Below are 25,344 nucleotides of genomic sequence, written 5' to 3'. Positions count from 1 at the left end.
GTTTGAGGCCATTTTGTTCAGTGCAGGCAGAACGACTGCCTGCGGCGGCCATTTTTCTTCGATATCTTTGCCATTTTGACGCCGCGAAGGTGGATTTAAGTGATCCTGGCCCTAGACAGTTTCTGTTGCTTCGCGCATGGAGATTGTATGACGATATGGTTTCACGAAAAGCTTGATCTTGCGGCGTTAACTGCCAGCGGCGCGCATTGCATGCCCGGTTTTGTTGGCATAGAATTTATCGATTATGGGGACAATTGGATCAAGGCGCGCATGCCCGTCGATGCACGCACGAAGCAGCCTTATGGCCGGCTCCATGGCGGCGCATCGGTCGTCTTGGCCGAAACGGTGGGCTCGACTGCGGCGGCCATGACGGTTGACCCAAGCAAGTTTGCGACCGTGGGCATGGAAATCAACGCCAACCATATTCGCCCGGTGAAGGATGGCTTTGTCTTTGCCACGGCAACATCGGAATCGATTGGCCGCACGACGCAAATCTGGTCAATCCGGATAGAGGATGAAGCGGGCAAGCTGGTCTGCATTTCGCGCATTACGATGGCGGTTATTTCCACCGAGCGCGCATAAATTATTGCGTAAAATACAGTAAGTGTGCACGGACGGTTAGAATATGACACCGTTAGACAGAATTTGGGGTTTGGACGAATGTCGCTTCGTTATGTAAGAGAATTTAAGGGCTTTGCAGGCATAAGGCTTGAGGCCGATGATATTGGTTCTGCCGACGACCCGTCCATTGTCCTGCTGCATGGCTTTGGCCAAACGCGCAAAGTGTGGGAAGATGTGGCCATTGGTTTGGAACAGGCTGGACGCCATGTCATCAATGTCGACCTTCGCGGCCATGGCGGGAGCGAATGGCCGTCCGACGGTCGGTATGACTTTAATGCTTATGTCGAAGATTTGCGCGCAGTGCTGGGCCAAATGCGGACGCGCCCCGTTGTTGTTGCGGCGTCCCACAGTGCGTGGATTGCAACCATGGCCTTGGCCGAAGACGCTGCGACGCTGGCATCGGGCTTGATTTTCGTCGACCCGCCTGTGGGTCATGACACAAAGGCGGTGCGCGCGGCGGCAGACCGGAACTCGGCGGCGCTTGGGCAGGGTTTGAACCCGGCAGATTATGACAAAGCCATATTTGCGGCATTCGACATTCATGGCGTGGGTGATACACTGTGCGCGGCAGCGGCGCACATTGGTTTGCCGTCGCTGATCATTCGTGGTGCCTTGGGCCAAGTCGACCCTGATGCCGTGCGGCCCGAATTTGTTGACCGGCTTCCCAATGTTGAGGCGATTGACGTGGATGGCGGCGGCCTGCTGATCGTGGCGGAACGGGCAGAGGCGTTTAACGGGCTACTCATCGACTTTTTGGAGCGCAAGCAACCGCGCTTCATTCCCGAATATCGTTCCGGATCGGATGCGCGGACATTGCGCGATGCGATGGGGTGTTTCGCGACAGGCGTGACGATCATCACCGCGCATGACTCGGATGGGAAGCCCGTGGGCTTGACCGCCAACAGCTTTACCAGCGTGTCGCTCGACCCGCCTTTGTTGCTGGTGTGCATCGCCAATAATTCCGGAAGCGCAGAGGTTTTGCGCGGCATTGACGATTTCGCCGTCAACGTTCTGCAAATCGGGCAGCAACCCGTTTCCAACCTGTTCGCAGGGAAAAGCGAAGATCGCTTTGCCGGAACGCGGTGGGAAGTGGGCGAATATGGCGCGCCGATCTTGCCAAGCTCGCTTGGCATATTCGAATGCAAACGCCATGCCTTGCATGCGGCTGGCGACCATTTCATCTTGGTCGGCCGCGTAGAAAAAGCAAGCTTTGAGCCACGCCGTGACCCATTGCTCTACTTCCGGGGCAAATACCGCCGCTTGCACTTTACCTGAACCGTCACGCGCATTGACTCATGTCTGACGATTGCCTAAACTGGTTTCAAATGTAACCAGTTTAGGCAGGAGCGCGTATATGGCCGATTTGTTCGAAAACCCTTTGGGACTCGATGGGTTCGAATTCATCGAATTTTCCGCGCCGGAAAAGGGCCTTCTGGAACCGGTGTTTGAACGCATGGGTTTCAGCCGGATTGCGCGGCATCGGTCGAAGGATGTTGACCTGTGGCGGCAAGGCGAAATCAACCTGATCGCCAATTACGAACCCAAAAGCCCTGCGGCGTATTTCGCAGCGGAGCATGGCCCGTCGGCGTGCGGCATGGCGTTTCGCGTAAAGAACGCGCGCCTTGCGTATGACGAAGCGATTGTGCGCGGTGCCGAGCCGGTTGAAACGCGCACGGGTCCGATGGAGCTGCGCCTGCCCGCCATTCGCGGCATTGGTGGCGCGATGATCTACCTTGTGGATCGCTACGGCGATGCCTTGTCCATTTATGACATTGATTTCGACTATCTGCCCGGTGTGGATCGCAATCCGGTGGGCGCTGGTTTCAAGATCATCGATCACCTAACGCACAATGTCTATGGCGGGCGCATGGCGCATTGGGGCAGTTTTTACGAACGCGTTTTTAACTTCCGCGAAATCCGCTATTTCGACATTAAGGGCGAATATACCGGCCTCACCAGCCGCGCGATGACCGCGCCGGACGGCAAAATCCGCATTCCGTTGAATGAAGAGGGCAAGGCCGGCGGCGGGCAGATTGAGGAATATTTGCGCGCCTATAATGGCGAAGGGATTCAACATATCGCCTTTTCCTGCGATGATTTACCGGCCTGCTGGGACCGGCTAAAGGCGCTGGGCACGCCATTCGCGCCGCCACCGCCCAAGGCTTATTATGATATGTTGGAGGAACGCTTGCCGGGCCATGGCGAGCCGGTTGACGCGTTGCAATCGCGTGGCATCTTGCTCGACGGGTCGACGCAAGATGGCGATCCGCGTTTGTTGTTGCAGATATTCTCGCAAACCATGATCGGCCCTGTGTTTTTCGAATTCATTCAGCGCAAAAAAGACGAAGGCTTTGGCGAAGGCAATTTCACCGCCTTGTTCAAAAGCATCGAGCGCGACCAGATTGAACGCGGCGCGCTTCAGGTGGAGCCAGTGGCATGACCGCGCCCGTAAAGCTGAGCCGCATTCACCATGTCGCCTATCGGTGTAAGGACGCAAAGGCGACGGCGGATTGGTATGCGCATGTGCTGGGCATGGAATTCACCACCGCCTTTGCCGAGGATCATGTGCCGTCGACGGGCGAATATGACCCATATATGCACATCTTCTTGGATTGCGGCGGCGGGAATGTCATCGCTTTCTTCGAACTGCCGAACCAGCCCGAAATGGGCAAAGACCCCAATACCCCGGCCTGGGTGCAACATATCGCGTTTGAGGTTGCGGATATGGACGCATTGCTGGCCGCCAAGGCGCATATTGAGGGCCAAGGCATTGATGTGATCGGCCCGACCTTTCACGGCATATTCCGGTCGATCTATTTCTTTGACCCCAATGGCCACCGATTGGAGCTTGCCTGCAACATCGGCACGGCGCAGCAATATGCGGAGCTGAAACGCGTCGCGCCGTTGATGCTTCAGGAATGGAGCGAGACCAAAAAAGCCCCGCGCCATGCCGATTGGCTCCACGTCGATCCGGATAAGCGGGCTTAACCCAAAGCGAAGCTATTTTGGGGGTATCAGCAAAAGATAGCAATATTGGAAACTTCGCGGCGCAGATACTGCAAATGTTGCTATCTCATCGCGGCCAAAATCTCGTGGATCGCTACAAATGCGAAGCACACAGAGCTATCGGCGACGCCGTAGGGCAGGAAGAGATCATCGCCAACGCGGATCGCTCCGCACGTGTAGACGACGTTCGGAACATAGCCTTCACGGTCTTCATCAGCAGCAGATAGGATGGGGTTGGGCGTGCGGCCAATGACCTTTGATGGATCGGATTTATCCAGCAACGCGGCACCTATCGCATATTTCCGCATCGCGCCAACGCCATGGGTCAGCACAAGCCAACCTTCGTCGAGTTCTATCGGTGCGCCGCAATTACCAATCTGCACCAGTTCCCACGGGAAGCACGGCTCTAGTAAAAGTTCACCGCCATCCCAGCAATCAATCGAGTCTGACCGAAGCAGATACAGATTTTTCCCGTCCTGACGCCCTATCATGCAATATTTGCCATCAATCTTCCGCGGGAAAAGGGCCATGCCCTTATTGCGGCCTGCGCCCCCCTTTATCGGTGTCAGGGTGAAAGTTCGGAAATTACGCGTCCGAAGGAGTTCAGAACGAATATCATGCCCGCTATAGGCGGTATATGTACCCATCCATTCACGCTCGCCGCCGTCATGCTGAAATTCGACGAGCCGTAAATCTTCGAGCCCGTTTCGCTGCGCTTCCGTCACTGGAAAAATCACGGTGCCAGAGATATTGCTATCGCGAAAGCAATCTAGCGTAGACACGTCGTCGGGCGTGCCGGGCTTGTGCTTACCCAAGGTTGCCGCTGTCGCAAAAGACGGTTGGGCCATCAGAACCAGTTGCCTGCCGGCCGAAATGATTCCTTCGCGAAAAGCGATGGTTGAAATATGGCCCTCACCAACAGCGCGGAGCGACAGCAGAATTCTAACGCTGCCGGGTTGCAACCCTGTTTGGTCTGGATGCGCGACGACGCTGGGATTCATCAGAGCTGCTGCGGCAAAACTATACTCATGACAAAAATATGCGCCGATGAGTTGCCGCATTTCTTTTTTGAACGGCCCTGATAACCCTAAGCGCGGTTCAATTTCGCGAAACCGGTCGTCAAATACCTTTTCTATCTGCGAATGCCTGTCAGCAAAATCGCGCAACACCACGCTGAGTTCAGCGCGCACTGTTCTTGTGTCCAAAGCATAAATGTCACGGGCCAACTTTTGCACCCGTTCAAGGTCGGGCCCAGACGCTTGCCACGCCAGATGGAACGGTCGCACGACCACCCGTGCGGGGTCGGCATGGAGCCGTAATTCATGTTGAGCGACGTCTACCATGGCATCGCCCTATCTAACCTTAGCAATGAATTCTCTTATGGCGATTGTCGCATGTTGATACGCCAGAACCGACTCGGCACCTTCGTTGAGATTAAGTCCACGATGATTTAGCCCGTCATGGCTTGTGCCCGTTTGTGGATCTGCAACCGCAAGGCCACGGTCATTGGCCCCTGAAAACCAGTCATAGGCGCGCGTCGCCTCTTTAAGCCAGCTTTCGTCTCCCGTTAAGTCATATGCAGCAGAGGCGGCGTCTATGGCCGCCCAGACTTCGACCGGCTGCTGATCGAAAGGATGGGGCTTTAGATATGGCTTGCCGAAGGTGCGAGATCCTATAGGACGAAAATATCCGCCAGGCGCTTTTTGTAAGGCGGTCATCCAACGCAAAGTCTCGATCCCGCACTGCTGGACGTCAACGCGGCCTAACCGCACCCCGGCCCTGATCATGGCTTCGGAAAGGCGGCAATTGTCGTAAGCTAAAACATCTTCGAACCATGTCCAGCCTTCCCTTTTGGAATGGCCAAAAAGTGTCAGCAGATGATCTGCACCCGCAGCCAATATCGACGATGCCGCTTTATGCTTATTGTCTACTTCCAAAACATGATCTGCTCCCAACATCGCAAAGCCGATGGCGCGCGGAGACCCGAATGTTTCGGCAGATGATGCCGTCCGGTCGAACAACCCCTGTGCCCAATGCCGAAGGCCCGCAGACGGCGCCCAACGCACGGTTGAGCCTAAGGCCCATAATGTCCTGCCGCAGCTATCCTCTGATCCGATTTCTTCGAGCCAATTTCGTCCAAACCCCATGAAATTTCGAAACTCGCGACGTTCTTCGTTCCACGAACTTTCAACAAATGCGGCAAATCTAGTGCTCAATTGACATACCGTCGCAATATGGCCTTTCATCTTGTGGGTAAGCATCAACGCCCGGGCGTTATCATCAACACAATATCCATGTGCTCTGTCGGGAACGTTGCCAATGCTGTGCTGTAATATTCCAGTATCATCACAGATTCTGAGCAAGCCATCTATCCCGATAGCCGCAGCTATCGGTGCAGATTTAATAGAAATTCGAACTTCATCCAAAACATCGAGACAGCGAACGGCAAAAGCCGGCCAGATCATATCCCGGCTTCTATCATAAGCGCGCCTCTGCAAAGCAGACAGCCTGCCCTTATCGTGCAAAAGACCAATCACTTCTGTTGCGATTGCGGCGCTATCATTGAAGGGAACGATAATGCCGTGATCATCGGAAAGCAGTTCGATGGCGTGAACATAAGGTGTAGACACCACCGCTTTACCGAGCGCTAACGCGTAGGATAAAGTGCCCGAGGTCGATTGGTCCGCCCCGGTGTAAGGGGTAACATAGATATCGGTTGCCTCAATCAAGTCGAGCAGCAGTTCTGTTTCAAGGAACGTGTCAAGCCAATATATGTGGTGCGCAACGCCCAGCGTGGCCGCCAGCGTTTTGAGCTTTTCCCGATAAGTTTCACCCTCGACCGTCAGTAAATTGGGGTGGGTGGCGCCCGCAATGCAGTAAAGCAGATTGGGATGCTCCGATATTATAGCTGGCATGGCCGCGATGACGGCTTCAATTCCCTTGCCCGGAGAAAGCAGTCCAAAGGTCAGGAGGACGTCCCTGCCTTCAAATCCAAGTTTGGACTTGAATTGTGTTGACCGGCCAAATGGCCGATCCGGAACCCCGTGGGGGATAAGGACGATCTGGTCGCTATCTGCCCCGTAAACGCTGCCCAGCAAGTCTCGCGAACGTTCCGACATGATCACTAGCTTGCTCGCTTGCGCAATCAGTCTGCGCATCACGCGCATTTGGTCGGGGTTGGGTTTTGCCAAAACGGTATGTAATGTAATGACTAACGGGGCCGCAATCCGGTCAGTTAGTTCTAGCACCATATCCCCGGCTGGTCCGCCGAATAACCCAAATTCATGTTGGAGCCATACGACATCTGCTCTGCTGATATCGATGTGCTGCGCGGCATCAATATAACTCTGCGGATCGCCTTGCGTAATCGTAGATATGACTGAAGCGTCGAACGTGATAGCGGATAAAGCTGGCGTCATTGCATAAACGTCGATCTGCAGATCCGGTTGCGCGGCTTTTAAGGATGCGCACACATCTGCGGTGAATGTCGCGATACCGCATCTGCGCGGGGTAAAACCACCAATCAGCGCGACGATGTTCGACCGAACCTTCGGTGTCGATCCGCCAACAGGCACGATGTCATCTTTAAAGCTATTGCGTTCGATAAATTCAAGCACACGAAATCCTTAAAAATTTTGATAACGATGGGATGACGGAAGCGCTGCGATTTCAACATAGAGGTCAAAAGTTGTCGAGCGCTCGCTCGGTCAAATAACAGGCAGTGGGGACGTTTGTTCCCACGCATGGAGCAACTCAAGCGCAGCGAACCCTCAGACTGGCCCTCCTGTCAGTAATCCTTTACGGGGAACATATTTAGTCGAGCCCGTTTTAGTAATCATTGTGGACGGCTGATGCTTTTCAAGTAAAAAGGCATCTGCTGGCTTTTCGCCTGGCAAAAGGCATGTGACTATGAAAATCCTCAAAGATCCAAACCTTGATGATATTTTCTTTTCTTCCGTATTCGAACTGCTGAAATGGTTTCGTCAGTTTGGTATATTTTCGCTTGCGCTGTCTCTTATTGCAATCGCGTTGATCGTTGTGTTGCGGCTTACGGCAGGCACAGGAACCAAATCAGCCAGTTTGCCTAAGATGTACAATTCCGTCGGCATAGCTGTTGCGCACTCGCCATTTGACGCCAAATACCTTCGCGCAGCGGTGCCAGCAAGCGGCGCGCAATGGTCATCTATCGTGCGACAGGCCCAGCGCATCGAGAATCCTAAGCAGCGGATAGCGTTCATTCACACGTTCGTTATCTCCTACATTCAATATGCTGAGGATATCGACGTGTATGGGACCAGGGATTACTGGGCAACTCCAGCGGAAACGCTTGCCCGCCGACGCGGGGATTGCGAAGACTTCGCCATTCTCGAACTTATGCTGTTAAAGGGATCCGGCATACCCGCGACCGATATATATTTGACAGTGGGGGCTGACCTCATAGCGCGCCGTGACCACGCGTTGCTCTCGGTTCTTATCGGAAATAGCATGTGGGCATTAGACCAGCGAGCGCCTTCTCCGTTTCTGACAACGTCAATGACGGACTTTCGTCCGATTTTGACACTACAAGGTAGGCAGGTTTGGCTGCACGGCTTTACAATAAAATCGAGTGGGTAAGTTGAATATCAGATTTGGCTGATGATAGGAGGCCGCATGTTTTTCGAAAATGAAATAATGAATTATTATAAATACAAATTTGAAATTATTGATGTTAATCAATACACATTTAAAATAATTTTGATATGGACATTATTTAAAATAATTTTTTACGTATATCCAATTTACAGACTATTTAGAAATAATGAAAAAGAGCAATTTATAAATAGAGGCATAAAAACATCAAATATTAAAAAATTATCTGTGACAATAATATTATTTTCTATCTTGATACCTTTATTGGACTGTTTTGTATTTTTTTATATAGTAGTTGGGCTAATACCTCGTGTAAAAGGCTTATATAATAAAACAGAAGTGAGTTGTAAGATATATGGTATTTCTGCTGGTGTATTGAATCTCATTATCATTTCTAATTTTCAAGATTTGATTATGTTTTCATCTGGAATAATTTTGGTTGATCAAAGTCAATTTTTTATAGCTTTTAATCTTTCTGTATTTTCTGCGTGGGCTCTCCTTTCGGCACATCACCTTTTCTACATATATAGCCTGAATGATGAAATTCTTCAGAAGCTGCGGAATCCTGACCTGTTTTCAGATTACCAACGCGGGCGTCCTTTTACGGGGGATCATTTATGAAAAGTTCACATCAGCACAATGCGGTAAACAGCCACCTCAATGCGCGCCACTTTAACGGCCCAATCGAAGATAGGCTTGCTATCCGAGAGCTTCTCGACAGCTATAGCGATGCGGTCATACGCCGTGATCAGATTCTGTGGTCAAGTTGTTGGGCAATGAACGCTAGCTGGCACCTCGGAAGCCAAATAATCGTGGGACGAGATGCAATCCTAAGCCACTGGATTGACATGAAGGCAAACAGTCGGGGCATCAAAGGTTGTTATACCCGGGCGTTTTTCAATTTTCCTGGAGCCGTAAACATTGATGGTGATAAAGCTCAAGGTTGGTCCTACACAAATGAATTGTTAGTCGATGATGAAAACATGACCTATCATCTGAATGGCATGTATTCCGATCTATATGTCCGGGAAAACGGACAATGGGTGTTTGAAGAGCGTGTATTTGCAAAGCTGCACATTGATCACCCTTACTGAAGGTTCCTGGAGCGCCGGTTCACCCCGAAATACAGGGCAAGATCGAGCACAGACGGGGCAGATCAAGATTGCAGAATGGCGGCTCTTGGGAAACAAATCTCGAACCGCTGCTATTCATAGCCAGGGCCTGCTGCCGCTTGTCGATAACCGATGGCTCTTTGTCGAAAGCGGCGATCGCGGCAATCCGCACTTATGTCATCACGTGTGCGAATGAGGATAAGGCGCTGGAGTTGAGCAGGAAAATAGCCCGCTGCTAGCGCCGCAAAACAGGAGGTCACACGATATGAAGGCTCAGTTCGCCGCGGCGCTCGCCGCTCTTATGATTGGCGCGCCGGTTATTGCGGAGGAGCCCGCTCCCGCTCCTGTTGCTGCCAGCACTGCGGGCGAATGGCGCACCTTTGTCACCGAAGCCTATCGCGGCAAGCGTGACAGCGTCAACTTCGTCGATGCCGACCATGGCTGGTATGGCACCGGTGCGGGCGATCTGTTCGCCACGAAGAATGGCGGGGCGAGCTGGGAGAAGGTCGCCAGCCGCCCCGGCACCTTCGTGCGCGCGGTCGGCTTCGTTGACCGCGATAACGGCTTCATCGGCAATGTCGGCACCGACTATTACCCCGGCGTCACCGACGAAACCCCGCTCTACCGCACCCGCGACGGGGGCCGGACGTGGGTAGCGGTCGATACCGGAGCTGCGACGATAAAGGGCGTATGCGCAATCGATATCCTCACCGTGAAGCGCATCTATCAGGGCAAGCTGCAGCCACGCACGGTGATCCACGCCGCAGGCCGGGTCGGAGGACCGACAGGTATGCTGCGCTCCACCGACGGGGGCGAAAGCTGGCAGGTGATCGACATGAGCGCGCACGCGGGGATGATCCTCGACGTGAAGTTCTTCGACGAGAATACCGGCCTTGTGTTCGCCGCCACCCATCCCGATCCTGCCCAGGCCGAGGGGCTGGTGCTGCGCACCACCGACGGCGGCAAGACGTGGAGCGAGGTCTATCGCTCGGGCCGCACGCTAGAGCTGATCTGGAAGGCGAGCTTCCCCGAGGGCGGCGACACTGGCTACGCCACGGTGCAGTCCTACGATCCCGAACGCACCACGCAGCTCGTCATCCGCAGCGACGATAAGGGCAGGACGTGGCGCGAGATCGAGATGGCGCAGGACAAGACCGCGCGCCAGTTCGGCATCGGCTTCGTCAGCAAGGATGTCGGCTTCGTCGGTACCGCGGCGGGCGGATTTGCCACGACGGACGGCGGCAAGACCTGGGCACGCGCGCCGATCGCACCGGCCGCCAACAAGTTCCAGGCGTTGCCGCTGGGCAAGGGCATGCGCCTTTACGCCATCGGCACCGCGGTGCAGGCGATCGACCTGGCAGCTCCCCCGAAAGGATGAGCATGGCGCGCGATTTCATCGATCCCGATGCGCAGAAGCGGAACCGTTCTTTTTCCTGGCTCCCATAAAATTCAGGCGCAACTCCGCCCCTCGTCATCCGCAACCCCGCCCTTCGTCATCCTGAACTCCGGCCTATCATCCCGAACTCCGCCCTGTCATCCTGAACCCCGCCCTGTTATCCGCAACTCTGCCCCTCGTAATCCTGAACCCCGCCCCTCGTCATCCTGAACTTGTTTCAGGATAACAAACAACGGTCGCATGTTATCCTGAAACAAGTTCAGGATGACGAAAGGGAGTGTGATGACCGCTGCTTACCTCCCCCAAACGCCGAATCAAAGCGAAGCTATTTCGGGGCTGATGCACCTGTTAGGGTAATTCGTAATTCCCTATTCCGGCGGTGCAGGCTTTGGCGTTTGAAGTGTAAGGTAATTGTGGAACATGATTTATAGATGCAGAACAACCAAACTCGGCGCGAGAGCTCCGAGTAGTTCAGCAAAAGGAATAAGCATATGACCCGCACGATCACTGACCTGCTTGCCGAAGTGCCCGAGGGGCAGTCGCGTTTGTTCAAGGCGAAGCACCCTTCCGCCGATGAAGATCGTTTCGTCGAGGTGTGTAATAACTGGAATTATGACCAAGGCATCTCGTGGAAGAACAGCCCAGAGTTTGAGCAAGCGCTCTGGACGGGTGCCCGAGTTAGGCCGCGTATTGGATTGGACACGCTTGTCGAGCAGCCAGACTTCAGATTTAGGGGAAAACTTCGAAAGATCGTCGATTTTTATCGATTGGCGGGGGCTGCCTATCTTGCTTCACCGGCGTTATTGGAGGTAATCGAGCGCCTTGATCGAGGATCGCTGGAAGTAAAACCTGTAGTGATCAAGGCGTTGGATGGCGAAATTCCATTTAATCTTGTAATGCCAAATCGGCTGCTCGAAGCAGTCGATCCAGACCGTTGCGATGTCCGAATTGAAACAGAATGGTTTAGTGAGCACTGGTTCACAAGCGTTCGTTTCCCAAACGGTGCGGCTTTTCAGTCTGAACTGACCAAGGAAATTCATAATTTTTCCGACATAGACGCACTGAACAAATGGTTCTGGTCGAAAGAATTGCTGGCTGCGGCCAAAGAGGCAGGGGTTCGGGGTATTTATGCCACGGTGCCTGCGACGCTGCCAACAAGAGATGTTGATTGGTTTTAATAAATATCTTGGAAGTGGGGAATTTCATGGCAAACGATACTCCAAAGGGTTCTGCCTCACGGAAGCCGCGTTCATCGGGCACGCCCGACGCCGTCACTATATCCGTGTATATTGAAATAAATGGTAGACGCTGAGGGGTTCGAACCCACGACCCGCTGATTAAGAGTCAGCTGCTCTACCAACTGAGCTAAGCGTCCCCATTTCGGGATGGCCAGATGCGCAGTCCCGTTTGGAGCGCCGCCTTTGATGGGTTTAGCTGGCTTTGTCAAGCGCGCCTTACCCGATTTATTGGAATTGGCCGCGCTTTGCGCCGGGGTGGCGTTCGATGGACATGATGATGCCGACGCACAGCATCATCGTGAGCATGGACGATCCGCCGTGACTGACAAAGGGCAATGGAATGCCGGCAACAGGGGCAAGGCCCACGACCATCAACAGGTTGATCATGATGTAAAAGAAAATCGTGCAGGTCAGGCCAGCGGCGACCAATTGGCCATAGCGGGTCTTGCTTTGCATCGCGACGGTCAAGCCCCAGCGCATGAGCAGGAAATAGAGAAACAGGATGAAGAAGCCGCCGACGATGCCCCATTCTTCGGCCATGGTGGCAAAGACGAAATCGGTATGGCCTTCGGGGAGATAATTCAAATGGCTTTGCGTGCCATTGCCAAAGCCTTTGCCAAAGATACCGCCCGAGCCAATGGCGATTTTCGACTGGGTGATATGATAGCCAGCGCCCAAAGGGTCATTTTGCGGATTGAGGAAAATGAGCACGCGGTCTTGCTGATAGGGTTTGAGGCCAAAGAAATAGACCAAGGGCGCAAATATCGCGACGCCCGCGCCAGCGCCCCAAAAATAGATCAGCGGCAAACCGGCCATAAAGCCCACGACGCCCAAGCCAAAGGCATAAGCAATGGCCGCGTCAAAATCGGGCTGGATAATCACCAGCGCGCTTGGCAGCAACAATAATACGCCCAGCGGCCAAACGGCCTCAATGCCAAATATGCGGTTCGGCGGAAGCCGGTCGAAAAACCACGCGGCGGCAAGAACCATCACCGGTTTCATCAGCTCCGACGGTTGCAGCGTGATGATGCCCAAGTTGATCCAGCGCTGGCTACCGCCGCCTACAAATCCCAACAGTTCGACCACTATCAGCAGAAAAAGCAAAAGCAGATAGAGCGGGAAGGTGATGGATTTCCAAAATTCCAGCTTCATCCGCGACATGATGATGACCATGCCAAGCAAGACGCCAAAGCGCATGATATGCTTGCCCGCCCATGGGTCAAAATGCCCACCCGCAGCGGAATAGAGCACCGCCGCGCCAAAGCCCACCAACGCCATCAGGATGAAAATGACACGCCATGGCAGCGCAGCAATGGGGGCTGGAACGATGCCGTTCATGTGGTTGGGTCCAATGGCGGAGGTGGCGCTGGCTGATTTTGGAACATGGCATATTTGGCCGCCATGCGTTGTTCGATATTGCCGCCCCAGCCAGCCTCCAACGCCTCCAGCGACGCCATCGCCTGTTCACGGTCATAGATGAAGGTCAGCACATCCTTGGCAATCGGGGCTGCTGCGCGTGCGCCGCCCATGCCATGTTCGATCACGACCGCTGCGCCGTAACGCGGCTGATCCACCGGGGCAAAGCACACGAACAGGCCATGATCGCGATATTTCCATGCGCCGGACTGTCCACGTTGCGACCCTGATATGCGACGGACCTGCGCTGTTCCGGTTTTGCCCGCCATCGCGATATTGTCGAGCATTAGCCTGCTGCGCACCGCGGTCCCATCGCCGTTGACGACCAAATTCATGCCTTCACGCACGACATCGAGATGCGCCTTGGGAAAGGACAAAGGCTTGGCCGCGGCGCGTTTCTGCAACAGAATTTCCGGCTGTATGTTCAAGCCAGAGGCTATGCGCGCCGCCATCAGACCCAGTTGGAACGGGCTGGCGATAATATAACCCTGACCAATGACGGCATTGAGCGTGTCGGACTCGGTCCATTTCTGGTTATATTTGTGCATTTTCCATGCGCTATCGGGAACAGTGCCATAACGTTGCGACGGAAAGGGCAAAGAAAATTCCTGCCCCAGCCCAAGCTCGCGCGCGACAGGTGCGATATTGTCATAGCCAATCCGCCGCCCCATGGAATAAAAATAGGTGTTGCAGCTTTTCATGATCGCGGTGGACATATTGACTGGGCCATGCCGCCCAAGGCATTTGAAGACGCGATTGCCGAGCCGGTATCCGCCATTGCAGATGACTATTTCTTCAGGGTCGATCCCGTGGCGCAGCATGGCAAGACCTGCGACGGGTTTCAACGTCGAACCCGGTGGATACAGCCCCTGAAGCGCCTTGTTCAGCATGGGGATATGGTCGTCACTATTCAGCATCTTCCATTCGACGCGGCCGATGCCGTCGGAAAAGCTGTTGGGGTCGTAACAGGGTATGGATGCCATGGTAATGATGTCGCCCGTCAGGCAATCGAATATGACCACGGACCCTGATTCAAGGCCAAGCCGTCGTGCGGCGTAATTGTGCAGGTCAATATCTATGGTCAATTGGACGGGCTTGCCGGGCGTATCGGGCCGTGTGGTCAGTTCACGCACGATCTTGCCGCGTGCGGTGACTTCGGTCCGCTTGGCACCAGGTTCGCCCTGTAGCCTGTCCTCAAGCGTTTTTTCGAGGCCATCCTTGCCAACCTTAAACCCCGGCGTAATCAGCAGCGGTTTTTTGTTCTTCTGATATTCCTCAGCGGACACCGTGCCGACATAGCCGATCAGATGGCCGACCGCTGCGCCGCTGGGGTAGAAGCGCGAATAGCCTTGGCGTGGGCTGACGCCGGGTAGGTCTGGTAAGCGCACGCTGACCGCTGCGAACTTGTCATAATCAAGGCCGTCGGCGACTTGCACCGGTTGAAACCCTTGTGCATTTTTCAACTCGCGATGGATGCGGTCGACATCGTCTGTTGAAAGCGCCAGCAATTCGGCCAAAGTCTGAACAGTCTCGTCTTTTTTTGCCAGCCGGTCGGGAATGATGTCGACGCGAAAGTCGGCGCGGTTGGTTGCAATGGGCTTACCAAAACGATCAATGAACCAGCCCCGGCGCGGCGGGATGATGGTCAGGTTGACGCGGTTACTTTCGGCGAGCAGCTTGTATTTTTCATTATCCGCAACGGCGATATAGGACATGCGCGCGGCAACGGTCAGGCCAATTGCGGCCTGCACGCCGCCCACAAAAGCCGCGCGGCGGGTGAAGGTGAAGTCAAGCTGTCCTGATGTTACCTGTTTTTCGACTTTCATGTTGCCAATCGCCAGCTGTCGAGACGCGCACATATGCGCACGACGAGCGGATATAGCAATATGGACAAGATGATCTGCGGGAATAAAACCATCGGGTCAGGCGCGGCGTGGCCGAGACCTGCAATCCACCAACCGCCCAGCAGCACGGCCGTGATGAGCAATGCGGCAATCAACCAATCCTGCAGATAATCGCGCCATATGGCCCGAGAATCGATAATCTCGACAAGGAGCATCGCGAGCGACCAGAGCAGGCCAGCGCTGCCAAAAGGTTGGCCACTGAAGAGGTCATCCATCAATCCAAATGGAACGCCAGACCACACGGGCAATAATCCGGGCCGCATCAGACGCCAGCTTAAAAAAATCAATAGCCCGAATGGCGGCAAAAGCGGTCCGGAGCTAAAAATGGGCAGGGTGGTGACCATTGACGCCAAAATTACCGAGGCAATCGGAATCGCCAACATTTTGAGCATCGACTGTTCGCGGTCAAAACGACTTTCATATTCCCGTCCTGGCCGTGTCGGCAATCGAATGGCGCTGACCGGAATTTTCACTCCACAACCTCTTTGGTTTTGCCATCAGGCGCTATAGCTTGCTGTTCGGCTCTCGCTGCACCCATATAAGGTTTCATCACAACGGCATATGGCGTGTTGGCTGGATCTGCAAAGGGCAGGCCAAGCGCACCGTCACTGGTTTTGCGGATGACCCGCGCAAACGGAATATTCGCGTTATACAGCCCCCCATTGCCAGAGGTAATAATGATGTCGCCGACCTTGAAAGGGCTTTCGCCAAGGTTTAGCGGCTTGATAAGGACGAGCCCGTTGCCAAGGCCCGCCGAAAATGCCGGAAGACCATCGCTGGCCCGCATGACCGGAACCAGGTTTTCGCTGTCCGTTACCAACAGCACGCGCGCGGTCGTTGGCCCTGTTTCTATCACGCGGCCGATCAGTCCGGCCGGCCCACGCACAGGTTGTGCGCGTTCAACCCCGAAGTTACGCCCAATGGATAAGGTGGCGACCCGCCTTGTGCTTGATGCGGTGGAACTGATCAGGCGACCAACGGCCACTTGCTGCGGATCGTCAGCAGATATTTTGAGCAAACCGCGCAGCCGGGCATTTTCCAAACGCAGGGCCCGTGCCTCGATTAATGCGCTGCGGTTCGTTTTCAGTTCTTTTTCGAGCGTTGCATTTTTCGATCCTGCGTCGATATAGGCTGAAAAATTGCGCGTCAGGGCTTGGGTGGATTGCCGTGCAACACTGACCGCGCGCGCAACCGGAGCGGTAATTTCCGAACCAAAGGTTCGCAACGCAGAAAATCCAGCCGGATCGACCACTGAAATCATCAGAAGCAGCGCAGCCACTATCGTCCCTGCAATTGCAACCACATAGGTCACGAACAGGCCATATTGCGCCTTCCGGGAAAATCCGGGGCGCCGATGTGGCGGCGGCGCCATCCTAACCTCGCCTTAGGCGGTGAGCAGGACGCCGCGGAAGATCGGGTCTTCCATGGCCCTGCCGGTGCCAATGGCAACGCAGGTCAGCGGGTCTTCGGCAACGGTGACAGGAAGGCCGGTTTCATCGCGCAGAAATTCGTCAAGGCCAGACATCAACGCGCCGCCACCGGTCAGAACGATACCTTGATCGACGATATCGGCCGCAAGTTCGGGTGCGGTATTTTCTAGCGCAACGCGCACACCTTCGAGGATGGTGCCGATCGGTTCGGACAAAGCTTCGGCAATCTGGCCCTGATTGATCAAAATTTCCTTTGGCACGCCGTTCACAAGGTCGCGGCCTTTAATGTGCAAGGTCTGGCCAATGCCGTCGGCTGGCGGACGAGCGGTACCGAAATCTTTCTTGATCCGCTCCGCCGTGGCTTCACCGATCAGCAGGTTATGATGTCGCCGAACATAGGACACAATCGCCTCGTCCATCTTATCACCACCGGTGCGAACGGAGGTTGTGTAAGCAAGGCCGCGCAAGGACAGGATAGCAACTTCAGTCGTGCCACCGCCAATATCGACAACCATTGATCCAATGGGTTCCGTTACCGGCATATCTGCGCCAATCGCGGCCGCCATCGGCTCTTCGATCAAGAACACTTCCGATGCGCCCGCGTTCGATGCGGCATCGCGAATCGCGCGCCGTTCTACCGAGGTTGATCCCGACGGAACGCAGATAACGATTTCGGGGTAGCTAAACATGCGGCGCTTGCCGTGCACTTTGTGGATGAAGTGCTTGATCATCTGTTCGGCAACATCAATGTCGGCAATCACGCCATCGCGTAACGGGCGTATGGCCTCAATGCTGTCTGGTGTCTTGCCCATCATCAGCTTTGCGTCATCGCCAACGGCCTTTACGCGCTTGATACCATTTATGGTTTCAATCGCCACGACAGACGGTTCGTTCAAGACGATGCCCTGGCCACGCACATAGACGACCGTGTTGGCGGTGCCGAGGTCAATAGCCATGTCTTGTGATGCGAAACGGAAAAACTTGCCAAATACCATGTAATATCCACCCAATCCGGTTTGGTGAGAGTCCTTTGGAGCGCGCCCAAATAATCGCGCGGTCCTAGCGGAATTTGCTGTTTTACAAAACAGATATTTGGCTGGATTGCAAACGATTAAGGAGTCGCCTGAACTGTGCGCTTGGGCTAGGAACCTTCGGATGTCAATAAGAAGGCTCCCTGAAAATCTGGTCAACCGGATTGCCGCCGGTGAAGTGGTGGAAAGACCAGCCAGCGCGTTGAAGGAATTGGTGGAAAACGCCATCGATTCGGGTGCGCGCAATATATCGGTGCGCTTGGGTGCAGGCGGCATTGATCTGGTCGAAGTCACCGATGATGGCTGCGGCATGTCGCCATCGGACATGGCATTGGCGCTTGAACGCCATGCGACATCGAAATTGCCTGATGAAGATATTGAAATGGTATCGACTTTGGGTTTCCGTGGGGAGGCTTTGCCGTCAATCGCCAGCGTCTCCAAAATGACGATGGAAAGCAGGCCCGCAGGTGCCGAGGGCTGGACGCGAACGGTGGACCATGGCGTGGTAACGGGTGAAGGGCCAGCCGCCTTGCCGCAGGGCACACGGGTGCGCGTTGAAAACCTGTTCGGCAATGTGCCCGCACGGCGCAAATTCCTGCGCAGTGCGCGCGCCGAATATGCCGCAGCGCTCGACACGATGAAGCGGCTTGCGATGGCACGGCCCGACATTGGCTTTGTGGTCGAACATGACGGGCGGCGTGTGTTGGCGGTGCAGCCAACCTCTGCGCGGCCTGAACGTGTTGCCGCGCTGACCAGTTATGAGTTGATTGACAACAGCGTGGCGTTAGATTTTGAACGCGAGGGCGTGCGACTTGGCGGCGTGGCCAGCCTGCCGACCTATAATCGCGGCGTTGCCGACCATCAATTCTTGTTCGTCAATGGCCGTCCGGTGAAGGACCGGCTGCTCATCGGCGCGGTGCGCGGCGCTTATGCCGAAATGCTGGCGCGGGACCGGCATGCTGTAGTGGCCTTGTTTCTGGACCTGCCGCCGACTTTAGTTGACGTAAATGTCCATCCCGCCAAGACCGAAGTGCGCTTTCGTGACCCAGCGCTCATTCGCGGAATGATCGTATCGGGTCTGCGCCATGCGTTGGATCAATCCGGCTTTCGCAGCGTGCAAAGGCCAAGCGCCGATGCGCTCGCCGCGTGGCAGCAAGAGCCGATGCAAACCGCGCAAGGCGACATTTTTGCGCGGCCTGCCACTTTGGGGGCACCTGCGTATCAGGGGAATTATGGGCAGCGTCCCGCTTATCCATCGACCCATGAAAGCCGCAGCAGCTTTGCCGACATGGGCGCAATCCCCGGCGAAGACCTCGCGCCCTTATGGGGCAGGGCCGCCGAAGCGCATGAACCCGTGCCTGACCGCGCGCGCAACCCGCTCGGCATCGCGCGCGGGCAGGTCGCCAACACCTATATCGTGGCCGAGGCGGAAGACGGCCTTGTCATCGTCGATCAACACGCCGCGCATGAACGGCTGGTGCTCGAACGCATGCGCAAGGCGATGGCGGCAGCGGGCGGCTTTGTGCCGTCACAGGCCTTGTTGTTGCCTATAGTGGTGGAATTGGAAGAACCCGCCTGCGACCGGCTTGAGGCGCGGGCGGAGGAACTTTCGGCCTTCGGGCTGGGCGTCGAACGCTTTGGCCCGGGCGCAATGCTCGTGCGTGCCACACCCGCAGTGCTGGGGGATGGCGATGCCAAGGGGTTGTTGGAGGACTTGGCCGACGACCTCGCCGCCTATGACGACGCGCTATCGCTCAAGGAACGCATCGACCATGTCGCCGCCACCATGGCCTGCCACGGTTCCGTCCGCGCCGGCCGCGTGCTGTCCGTCACCGAAATGAACGCCTTACTCCGCGAAATGGAAGTCACCCCGCATAGCGGCCAGTGCAACCATGGCAGGCCAACTTGGGTGAAGCTGGCATTAGGCGATGTGGAGAGGTTGTTTGGGCGGAAGTGAATGGCTTAGCTTTGTAGTTTTGAGGTGGGGCTACAATGATTGTTGAGCGTTGGCTTACGACCCAATTACGGACGTTAAAAAACGCTGACGGAATTCTGAAAGCAGACCTTGAAGAATCAGGCAGTGCCAAAGTATCAGGCTTAGAAAACGTGAATTTTCTCGCTGTCCAACCAATCTGGTACATCTATCCCTCTAGCTTTTCGATGACGCGCCAACACCACACGGCAGCATGAAAGCGAGCCCAGCACGTCTTCCAACACTTCGCGCCGCCTCCTGTGAAATTCCAAGGAAAATTGATTCTCCTGAAATTTATGCGCAGGCTCCTGACGTAGCTGGCGAATTTTCCTGATAGGGCTAACAATTGCGTCGATAATTTTTGCTTTGCCATTCCCCGTAATGACTTTTTCTAGCCATTCTTGCAGCAAAGTGATTGTGCCTTTGGGGTGGACTGAAACTCGCCCGTCAGGAAGGGTTTGCTCGAAATTCGAACCAACTCTTCCTTTGAAAAATTCCTTATTGAGGTTGTCAGACAAGAGCTTGTCCCACGAATGTATGAAAGTCCCAAAATTCTCGCTACTCGGCACGAGAAAGGCAGATAGATCAAATGGCAATTCATCCGTCATTTCATGACGAAACAGCTTTTTGCCGAATACGGCTTTCGTCATCTCATTTACAAGCCGCATTTCCTCTTGAATTGCAAAGCGGATCGAGCGGTTTTCCCACCAATCGCCTAATATCGAAGATTTGAAATACTCCTCGCACATTGGCACATGGGGAGCCTGAAAACTGTTCCAATATTGCTGATGCTCGGACGTCAGGTCGGCCAGATATCGATAAAACACGACTATATGTGGAATTTGATCAGCATCGACAGCAAGTCCAAAAGAGTCGACTCCGATCTTGTCTCGCTCTGGCACTTCGGCACTGCTGTAATAAGCATCCGATATGAACATGTCGCCCATGTAGTCGTGAAACTTTACGATGAAGCGCGGATCACTGCGATAACGGCCAAGCACCCCTAGATCAAATGTGACGTAGGAGAGTTGAGCCTCACCTAACAGCATGGCTCTTGAGAATGGCCGATCTGAAAACTCGGATTGCGTTACATTCTCCGCCAAAACTTTAGAACTTGGATAAAGGCAAAAACTGTTGAGTTCCGCTGACTGAACCAACTCAACCTGCTTCTCCTTCGGCAAAACAGGAAGCCGCTTGATATGCGGATTTGTGTCTCGACAGGCAAATACACCGTCTATGCGATCCGCTTCGATGAGTTGAGCGATAACAGCTAGCGGACATTCCGTCGGAAGATGTGCTTTTACGGCAATCGACGCTAGCACACCATTGAAAGAACCCTTCCTGGCGGACGCCAGAAAGAAATCTAAAATGTGTTTTTCGAGTTCAAGTGCTTCTTCAGCCATGGGCTGTCAGTTAATTCCTTTGCGTCTGAATGCCAATTCGTCATCCTGAACTCGTTTCAGGATAACATGCAACGGTGGTATGTTATCCCGAAACAAGTTGTGCTCTGCACGCCTTTGGCTCCGGGATGATGATGGACGAGCGCCCCCACCTCAAACATTAAACCTAAACAACATGATATCCCCGTCTTTGACGAGATATTCCTTGCCTTCCGAACGCCATTTGCCGGCTTCTTTCGCGCCGGCTTCGCCGTTATACTGGACATAATCGTCATAGGCCATGGTTTCGGCGCGGATGAAGCCTTTTTCGAAATCGCTGTGGATCGCGCCTGCCGCATTGGGCCCAGTTGCACCCTTGGTGACGGTCCAAGCGCGGGCTTCTTTGGGGCCGACGGTGAAGAAGGTGATGAGGTCAAGCAATTCATATCCTGCGCGGATGACGCGGGCGAGGCCGGTTTCGGTGAGGCCTAAGTCGTCGAGGAACACTTCGCGGTCTTCGGTCGGCATCGTTGAAATTTCGGCCTCAATCGCAGCGGACACGACCACGGCTTCGGCGCCCTCTGCCTTTGCCTTTTCAAAAACGCGGGCGGACAAAGCATTGCCATTGGCCGCGCTCGCCTCTTCGACGTTGCAGACATAGAGCACGGGTTTTGCGGTCAAAAGTTGCGCCATCTGGAAATGCCGTTCTTCCTCGGCATCGTCGCGCTTGGTCAGGCGCGCTGGTTTGCCGTCGCGCAGCAGGTCGAGCGCACGGCCAAGCACAAGTGCGCTGATCTTCGCTTCCTTGTCGCCCTGCGTGCCTTTTTTGACGAGGTTGGGGACGCGCTTTTCAAGGCTTTCAAGGTCGGACAGCATCAATTCGGTTTCGACGGTTTCTGCGTCTGAAATCGGGTCAATCTTGTTGTCGACATGCTGGATGTCGTCATCTTCGAAACAGCGAAGCACGTGGACGATGGCGTCGACTTCGCGAATGTTACCAAGGAATTGGTTGCCAAGGCCTTCGCCCTTCGACGCGCCGCGCACAAGGCCCGCAATGTCGACAAAGCCCAATTGCGTTTCGATAATCTTCTGACTGCCACCGATTTTGGCGATGGTTTGCAAGCGTGGGTCGGGGACGGCGACATTGCCGATATTGGGTTCAATCGTGCAGAATGGATAGTTCGCCGCCTGCGCCGCCGCCGTTTGCGTCAACGCATTGAACAAGGTGGACTTGCCCACATTGGGAAGGCCCACAATACCGCATTTGAAACCCATAATATCCTCGTCAATAATGATATGCAGCGGCCCTAGGCGACGTTCGGCAGCAAGTCCATCCAATGCGATGACACAGTGGGCGTTAAACGGCCTTAGTCCTGCTGCAACCGCATGGCGACATCATTCATGAAGCGGACGTCATCGCCCTTGGCCAGCCAATCGGCTTCGGCTGAGACTGCGCCGAGCAAATCCGCCAGATCGTCAATTTCGCTTTTGTGGAAATTGCCGAGCACATAGCCGGTGACGCGGTCTTTGTTGCCCGGATGGCCAATGCCCAAACGGACGCGGCGGAATTCTGCGCCGATATGGTCGGTGATCGAACGGATGCCATTATGGCCCGCCGCGCCGCCGCCAAATTTCACCTTCACCTTGAATGGGGCAAGGTCGAGCTCGTCGTAAAAGACGGTGACGTCCTTGGGTTCAAGCTTATAGAAATCCATCGCCGCGCGCACACTGCGCCCGCTTTCGTTCATGAACGTTGCGGGTTTTAAGAGGATGATTTTGTCGGAACCAAGCCGCAATTCCTGCACCCAGCCCAAGAATTTCTTGGCAGGTAGCGGCAGTTCGTGAATTTCGGCCAGCGCATCAAGCGCCATGAAGCCGATATTGTGCCGGTGCATCGCATAGGTGGCGCCTGGATTTCCGAGACCTACCCATAATTGCATATGCACCCCTCCCCTTCAGGGGAGGGGAGGGGGTGGGGTCGTTCGACACCGCACTACCCCATAGACACCCCACCCCAACCCCTCCCCTGAAGGGGAGGGGCTAGTGTAGATTTAAGCTTCGCCTTCGACGGTCGTGTCGCCATCGCTCGACTTAAGCGCCGATGGTGCAACGATGGTCGCAATGGTGAAGTCGCGATCGGTGATCTTGCTTTCCGAACCCTTGGGCAGCTTTACGTTGCTGATGTGGATCGAATCACCAATGTCAAAGCCGGAGACATCGATCTGGATGTCGTCAGGAATCTTGTCATTTTCGCAGATGAGTTCGAGTTCATGACGCACGATGTTCAAAACACCGCCACGCTTCAGGCCGGGTGACGCGCCTTCGTTGACGAACATCACGGGAACCTCAACATCGACCTTTGCGCCCTTGACGATGCGCAGGAAGTCAACATGCATGGGACGATCGCTGACAGGATGAAAGGCAACATCCTTTGGAATCGTAATCTGTTTTTTGCCACCAAGTTCGATCTCGACGACGCTGTTGGAAAAATGACCAGTCATCAACAATTTGACGAGAGCTTTTTCCTCAACGTGGATAAGTTCGGGTTCTTGTTTGTTGCCGTATATTACGGCGGGCACTCGGTTTTGACGACGCAATTCGCGGGAGGCTCCCTTGCCTGCCCCATTGCGCGTCTCTGCCGACAATGTCAGCTGATCGCTCATGGTGATTCTCCAAAAAAGTTACTTTGCCGCCACGCCTCCAGGGATGACCATGGACGACAAGCGCGGGCCTATATGTGGGTTGCCCGCAAAAAGCAAGCTTACAGCGGAATCAGATGAGCGCTTTGTAGAGGCTGAATAGGCTCGTCGCGATAAGGACGATGCTGACCGCGAACAGCAATATGCGCGGTTGAATGCGTTTTGCGACCATTGCCCCAAAGGGCGCGGCGAGCAATCCGCCGATCAACAGGCCGCCAGTTACGACGGTAAAGGCTTCTAACCCGATGGTCAGAATGAAGGTGAGCGATACGGCAACGGTCAGGAAAAATTCCGCCGTATTGACCGTGCCGATGGTTTTGCGCGGGTCTGCGCCTTGGATCAGCAGGTTGGACGTGACCACTGGTCCCCAGCCACCGCCGCCAGAGGCGTCGAGAAAGCCACCGATCAGACCAAGTGGCATGGTGACCTTGGGATCACGCGGCTTATGTGCATGAGTAAAGTCCCAAGCCTTATACAAAAGGTAGAAGCCGATAAGCGTCAGATATCCCATAACGAACGGACGCGCCGCTTCGGTGTGAATGCTGGCGAGCACATACGCGCCGGTGCAGCCGCCGATGACGCCGGGAATCGCAATGCGGGCAAACAGTTTCCAGTCCACATTCTTGTGCAGGACATGGCTGATGCCGGATGCGCCGGTCGTAAACATCTCAACGAAATGGACACCCGCCGATGCGCGGGCAGGGGCGACGCCCATCACGCTGACGAGCAACGTGCTGCAAATCACGCCAAAGGCCATGCCAAGCGCGCCATCGACCAATTGTGCTGCAAAGCCAACGGCGATGTAAGGCGCAACCGCCGCCCAATCGATATTGGCAATATATTCAATCATCCAAATCTCGCACTGACGGGGGCCATGACACATAAGGCATAATGCGAACTTACGCGATTAGCCATAGCCATGCACATTGGTATTTTATTGGCAGTCCCAAAGAAGCTGTTTGCGCGCCAGCCGGATTATGGGCGTGTTATTCCGCCACCTGAAGGTAAGTGTCGGCGTCCACGACATCCGTCAGATTGATGCCGTCGAGCAGATTGGCCGTCTTGTCGCGCACCTGAAGCATGAGCGCACGTGTGCGGCAATTTTCTTCCTCCACGCAATTTTTGCACGTTTCGTGGGCATAGCGGCTGGCACAAGGAACTAAGGCCAATGAACCCCGCATAATGCGGATGAGGTCGCCATAACTGATGTCAATGGGTGAAACGCCCAACCAGTAACCGCCGTCTTTGCCGCGTTGCGACGCCACCAAGCCGGAACGCGACAGTTCGGACAATATGACGGTCAGAAATTTCGGCGGAATTTTCTGCGACTGGGCGATATCGGCGAGCTGAACCGGGCCTTTGCCATAATGGTCGGCAAGATGCTGCATGGCGCGAATGGCGTAGCGGGTTTTTTGAGACAGCATAGGTTTCCTTTGCGCCTCATAGGACCAATTTTCAACCCGCCAAGTAGACAAAGTGCTGAACAAGGCGCAATCTCATCAGGTTTCTTT

General features: G+C 54.7%; 23 protein-coding genes and 1 tRNA gene. 10 read left to right on the top strand and 14 right to left on the bottom strand.

What is annotated here, in order from left to right; all coding sequences use genetic code 11:
• Window positions 1–147: 147 nt before the first annotated feature.
• From HEQ18_RS05890 to HEQ18_RS05875, 4 genes are all read left to right on the top strand, one after another.
• A complete protein-coding gene (locus HEQ18_RS05890; protein WP_432815885.1) occupies window positions 148–582 on the top strand; it encodes a hotdog fold thioesterase in 435 nt (144 codons plus the stop codon).
• Window positions 583–660: 78 nt separating this feature from the next.
• A complete protein-coding gene (locus HEQ18_RS05885; protein ID WP_397605152.1) occupies window positions 661–1,896 on the top strand; it encodes an alpha/beta fold hydrolase in 1,236 nt (411 codons plus the stop codon).
• Between the two features lie 79 nt (window positions 1,897–1,975).
• Window positions 1,976–3,061 carry a 4-hydroxyphenylpyruvate dioxygenase gene (hppD, locus tag HEQ18_RS05880; protein ID WP_397605153.1) on the top strand — a complete coding sequence of 362 codons (1,086 nt, stop codon included), beginning with the start codon at window positions 1,976–1,978 and terminating at the stop codon, window positions 3,059–3,061.
• Window positions 3,058–3,609: a VOC family protein gene (locus HEQ18_RS05875; RefSeq protein WP_432815884.1), complete on the top strand. Its 552-nt coding sequence runs from the start codon at window positions 3,058–3,060 to the stop codon at window positions 3,607–3,609. Before hppD ends, HEQ18_RS05875 begins: the two co-directional genes overlap by 4 nt.
• Window positions 3,610–3,689: 80 nt before the next feature.
• Here HEQ18_RS05875 and HEQ18_RS05870 read toward each other — a convergent pair whose 3' ends face one another.
• Both HEQ18_RS05870 and HEQ18_RS05865 read right to left on the bottom strand, forming a co-directional pair.
• Window positions 3,690–4,970: a glycoside hydrolase family 130 protein gene (locus HEQ18_RS05870; RefSeq protein WP_432815883.1), complete on the bottom strand. Its 1,281-nt coding sequence runs from the start codon at window positions 4,968–4,970 to the stop codon at window positions 3,690–3,692.
• A gap of 9 nt (window positions 4,971–4,979) precedes the next feature.
• The gene (locus tag HEQ18_RS05865; RefSeq protein ID WP_432815882.1) at window positions 4,980–7,244 is read right to left on the bottom strand and encodes a glycosyltransferase family 4 protein; all 2,265 of its coding nucleotides are present in this window, start codon (window positions 7,242–7,244) and stop codon (window positions 4,980–4,982) included.
• A 292-nt stretch (window positions 7,245–7,536) separates the two neighbouring features.
• On the opposite strand from HEQ18_RS05865, the gene HEQ18_RS05860 reads away from it, so the two are divergent.
• The 5 genes from HEQ18_RS05860 (at window position 7,537) to HEQ18_RS05840 (ending at window position 11,942) form a co-directional block, all read left to right on the top strand.
• Window positions 7,537–8,241: a transglutaminase-like cysteine peptidase gene (locus HEQ18_RS05860; protein WP_432815881.1), complete on the top strand. Its 705-nt coding sequence runs from the start codon at window positions 7,537–7,539 to the stop codon at window positions 8,239–8,241.
• Window positions 8,242–8,277: 36 nt separating this feature from the next.
• Window positions 8,278–8,877 carry a hypothetical protein gene (locus HEQ18_RS05855; protein ID WP_432815880.1) on the top strand — a complete coding sequence of 200 codons (600 nt, stop codon included), beginning with the start codon at window positions 8,278–8,280 and terminating at the stop codon, window positions 8,875–8,877.
• Window positions 8,874–9,350 carry a nuclear transport factor 2 family protein gene (locus HEQ18_RS05850; RefSeq protein ID WP_432815879.1) on the top strand — a complete coding sequence of 159 codons (477 nt, stop codon included), beginning with the start codon at window positions 8,874–8,876 and terminating at the stop codon, window positions 9,348–9,350. Before HEQ18_RS05855 ends, HEQ18_RS05850 begins: the two co-directional genes overlap by 4 nt.
• 283 nt (window positions 9,351–9,633) lie before the next feature.
• Window positions 9,634–10,746: a WD40/YVTN/BNR-like repeat-containing protein gene (locus HEQ18_RS05845; RefSeq protein WP_432815878.1), complete on the top strand. Its 1,113-nt coding sequence runs from the start codon at window positions 9,634–9,636 to the stop codon at window positions 10,744–10,746.
• A 509-nt stretch (window positions 10,747–11,255) separates the two neighbouring features.
• Window positions 11,256–11,942 (top strand): imm11 family protein, encoded by a 687-nt coding sequence (locus HEQ18_RS05840; RefSeq protein ID WP_432815877.1) that lies wholly within the window; start codon window positions 11,256–11,258, stop codon window positions 11,940–11,942.
• 121 nt (window positions 11,943–12,063) lie between these two features.
• Here HEQ18_RS05840 and HEQ18_RS05835 read toward each other — a convergent pair.
• The 6 genes from HEQ18_RS05835 to HEQ18_RS05810 form a co-directional block, all read right to left on the bottom strand.
• Window positions 12,064–12,139, bottom strand: a tRNA-Lys gene (locus HEQ18_RS05835).
• Between the two features lie 88 nt (window positions 12,140–12,227).
• Window positions 12,228–13,340, bottom strand: coding sequence for a rod shape-determining protein RodA (gene rodA, locus HEQ18_RS05830; protein ID WP_432815876.1), 1,113 nt, complete (start codon window positions 13,338–13,340; stop codon window positions 12,228–12,230).
• A complete protein-coding gene (mrdA, locus tag HEQ18_RS05825; RefSeq protein ID WP_432815875.1) occupies window positions 13,337–15,244 on the bottom strand; it encodes a penicillin-binding protein 2 in 1,908 nt (635 codons plus the stop codon). The genes rodA and mrdA overlap by 4 nt, the downstream gene beginning before the upstream one ends.
• Window positions 15,241–15,795, bottom strand: coding sequence for a rod shape-determining protein MreD (mreD, locus tag HEQ18_RS05820; RefSeq protein ID WP_432815874.1), 555 nt, complete (start codon window positions 15,793–15,795; stop codon window positions 15,241–15,243). Before mreD ends, mrdA begins: the two co-directional genes overlap by 4 nt.
• Complete coding sequence (mreC, locus tag HEQ18_RS05815) at window positions 15,792–16,694, bottom strand: rod shape-determining protein MreC (protein ID WP_432815873.1); 903 nt, start codon at window positions 16,692–16,694, stop codon at window positions 15,792–15,794. The genes mreD and mreC overlap by 4 nt, the downstream gene beginning before the upstream one ends.
• 12 nt (window positions 16,695–16,706) lie before the next feature.
• Window positions 16,707–17,747, bottom strand: coding sequence for a rod shape-determining protein (locus tag HEQ18_RS05810; protein WP_432815872.1), 1,041 nt, complete (start codon window positions 17,745–17,747; stop codon window positions 16,707–16,709).
• Between the two features lie 160 nt (window positions 17,748–17,907).
• Here HEQ18_RS05810 and mutL point away from each other — a divergent pair, with 160 nt between their 5' ends.
• The gene (gene mutL / locus HEQ18_RS05805) at window positions 17,908–19,740 is read left to right on the top strand and encodes a DNA mismatch repair endonuclease MutL (RefSeq protein ID WP_432815871.1); all 1,833 of its coding nucleotides are present in this window, start codon (window positions 17,908–17,910) and stop codon (window positions 19,738–19,740) included.
• A 140-nt stretch (window positions 19,741–19,880) separates the two neighbouring features.
• Here the strand turns inward: mutL and HEQ18_RS05800 are convergent, their stop codons facing one another.
• The 6 genes from HEQ18_RS05800 to HEQ18_RS05775 form a co-directional block, all read right to left on the bottom strand.
• The gene (locus tag HEQ18_RS05800) at window positions 19,881–21,158 is read right to left on the bottom strand and encodes a hypothetical protein (RefSeq protein WP_432815870.1); all 1,278 of its coding nucleotides are present in this window, start codon (window positions 21,156–21,158) and stop codon (window positions 19,881–19,883) included.
• A 150-nt stretch (window positions 21,159–21,308) separates the two neighbouring features.
• The gene (gene ychF, locus HEQ18_RS05795; protein WP_432815869.1) at window positions 21,309–22,409 is read right to left on the bottom strand and encodes a redox-regulated ATPase YchF; all 1,101 of its coding nucleotides are present in this window, start codon (window positions 22,407–22,409) and stop codon (window positions 21,309–21,311) included.
• Window positions 22,410–22,501: 92 nt separating this feature from the next.
• Complete coding sequence (pth, locus tag HEQ18_RS05790; RefSeq protein WP_295492613.1) at window positions 22,502–23,074, bottom strand: aminoacyl-tRNA hydrolase; 573 nt, start codon at window positions 23,072–23,074, stop codon at window positions 22,502–22,504.
• Between the two features lie 111 nt (window positions 23,075–23,185).
• A complete protein-coding gene (locus tag HEQ18_RS05785; RefSeq protein WP_432815868.1) occupies window positions 23,186–23,797 on the bottom strand; it encodes a 50S ribosomal protein L25/general stress protein Ctc in 612 nt (203 codons plus the stop codon).
• Between the two features lie 109 nt (window positions 23,798–23,906).
• Entirely contained in the window at window positions 23,907–24,683 is a 777-nt protein-coding gene (locus HEQ18_RS05780; RefSeq protein ID WP_432815867.1) for a sulfite exporter TauE/SafE family protein, read from the bottom strand.
• Window positions 24,684–24,819: 136 nt separating this feature from the next.
• Window positions 24,820–25,257 carry an RrF2 family transcriptional regulator gene (locus HEQ18_RS05775; protein ID WP_432815866.1) on the bottom strand — a complete coding sequence of 146 codons (438 nt, stop codon included), beginning with the start codon at window positions 25,255–25,257 and terminating at the stop codon, window positions 24,820–24,822.
• Between the last annotated feature and the right edge of the window lie 87 nt (window positions 25,258–25,344).

Origin of the sequence: Sphingorhabdus sp., from assembly GCF_050921905.1 — a bacterium.
GTDB lineage: Bacteria > Pseudomonadota > Alphaproteobacteria > Sphingomonadales > Sphingomonadaceae > Sphingorhabdus_B.
The sequence above is the reverse complement of the archived record's forward strand: the minus strand, read 5'-3'. Positions and strand labels throughout refer to the sequence as shown.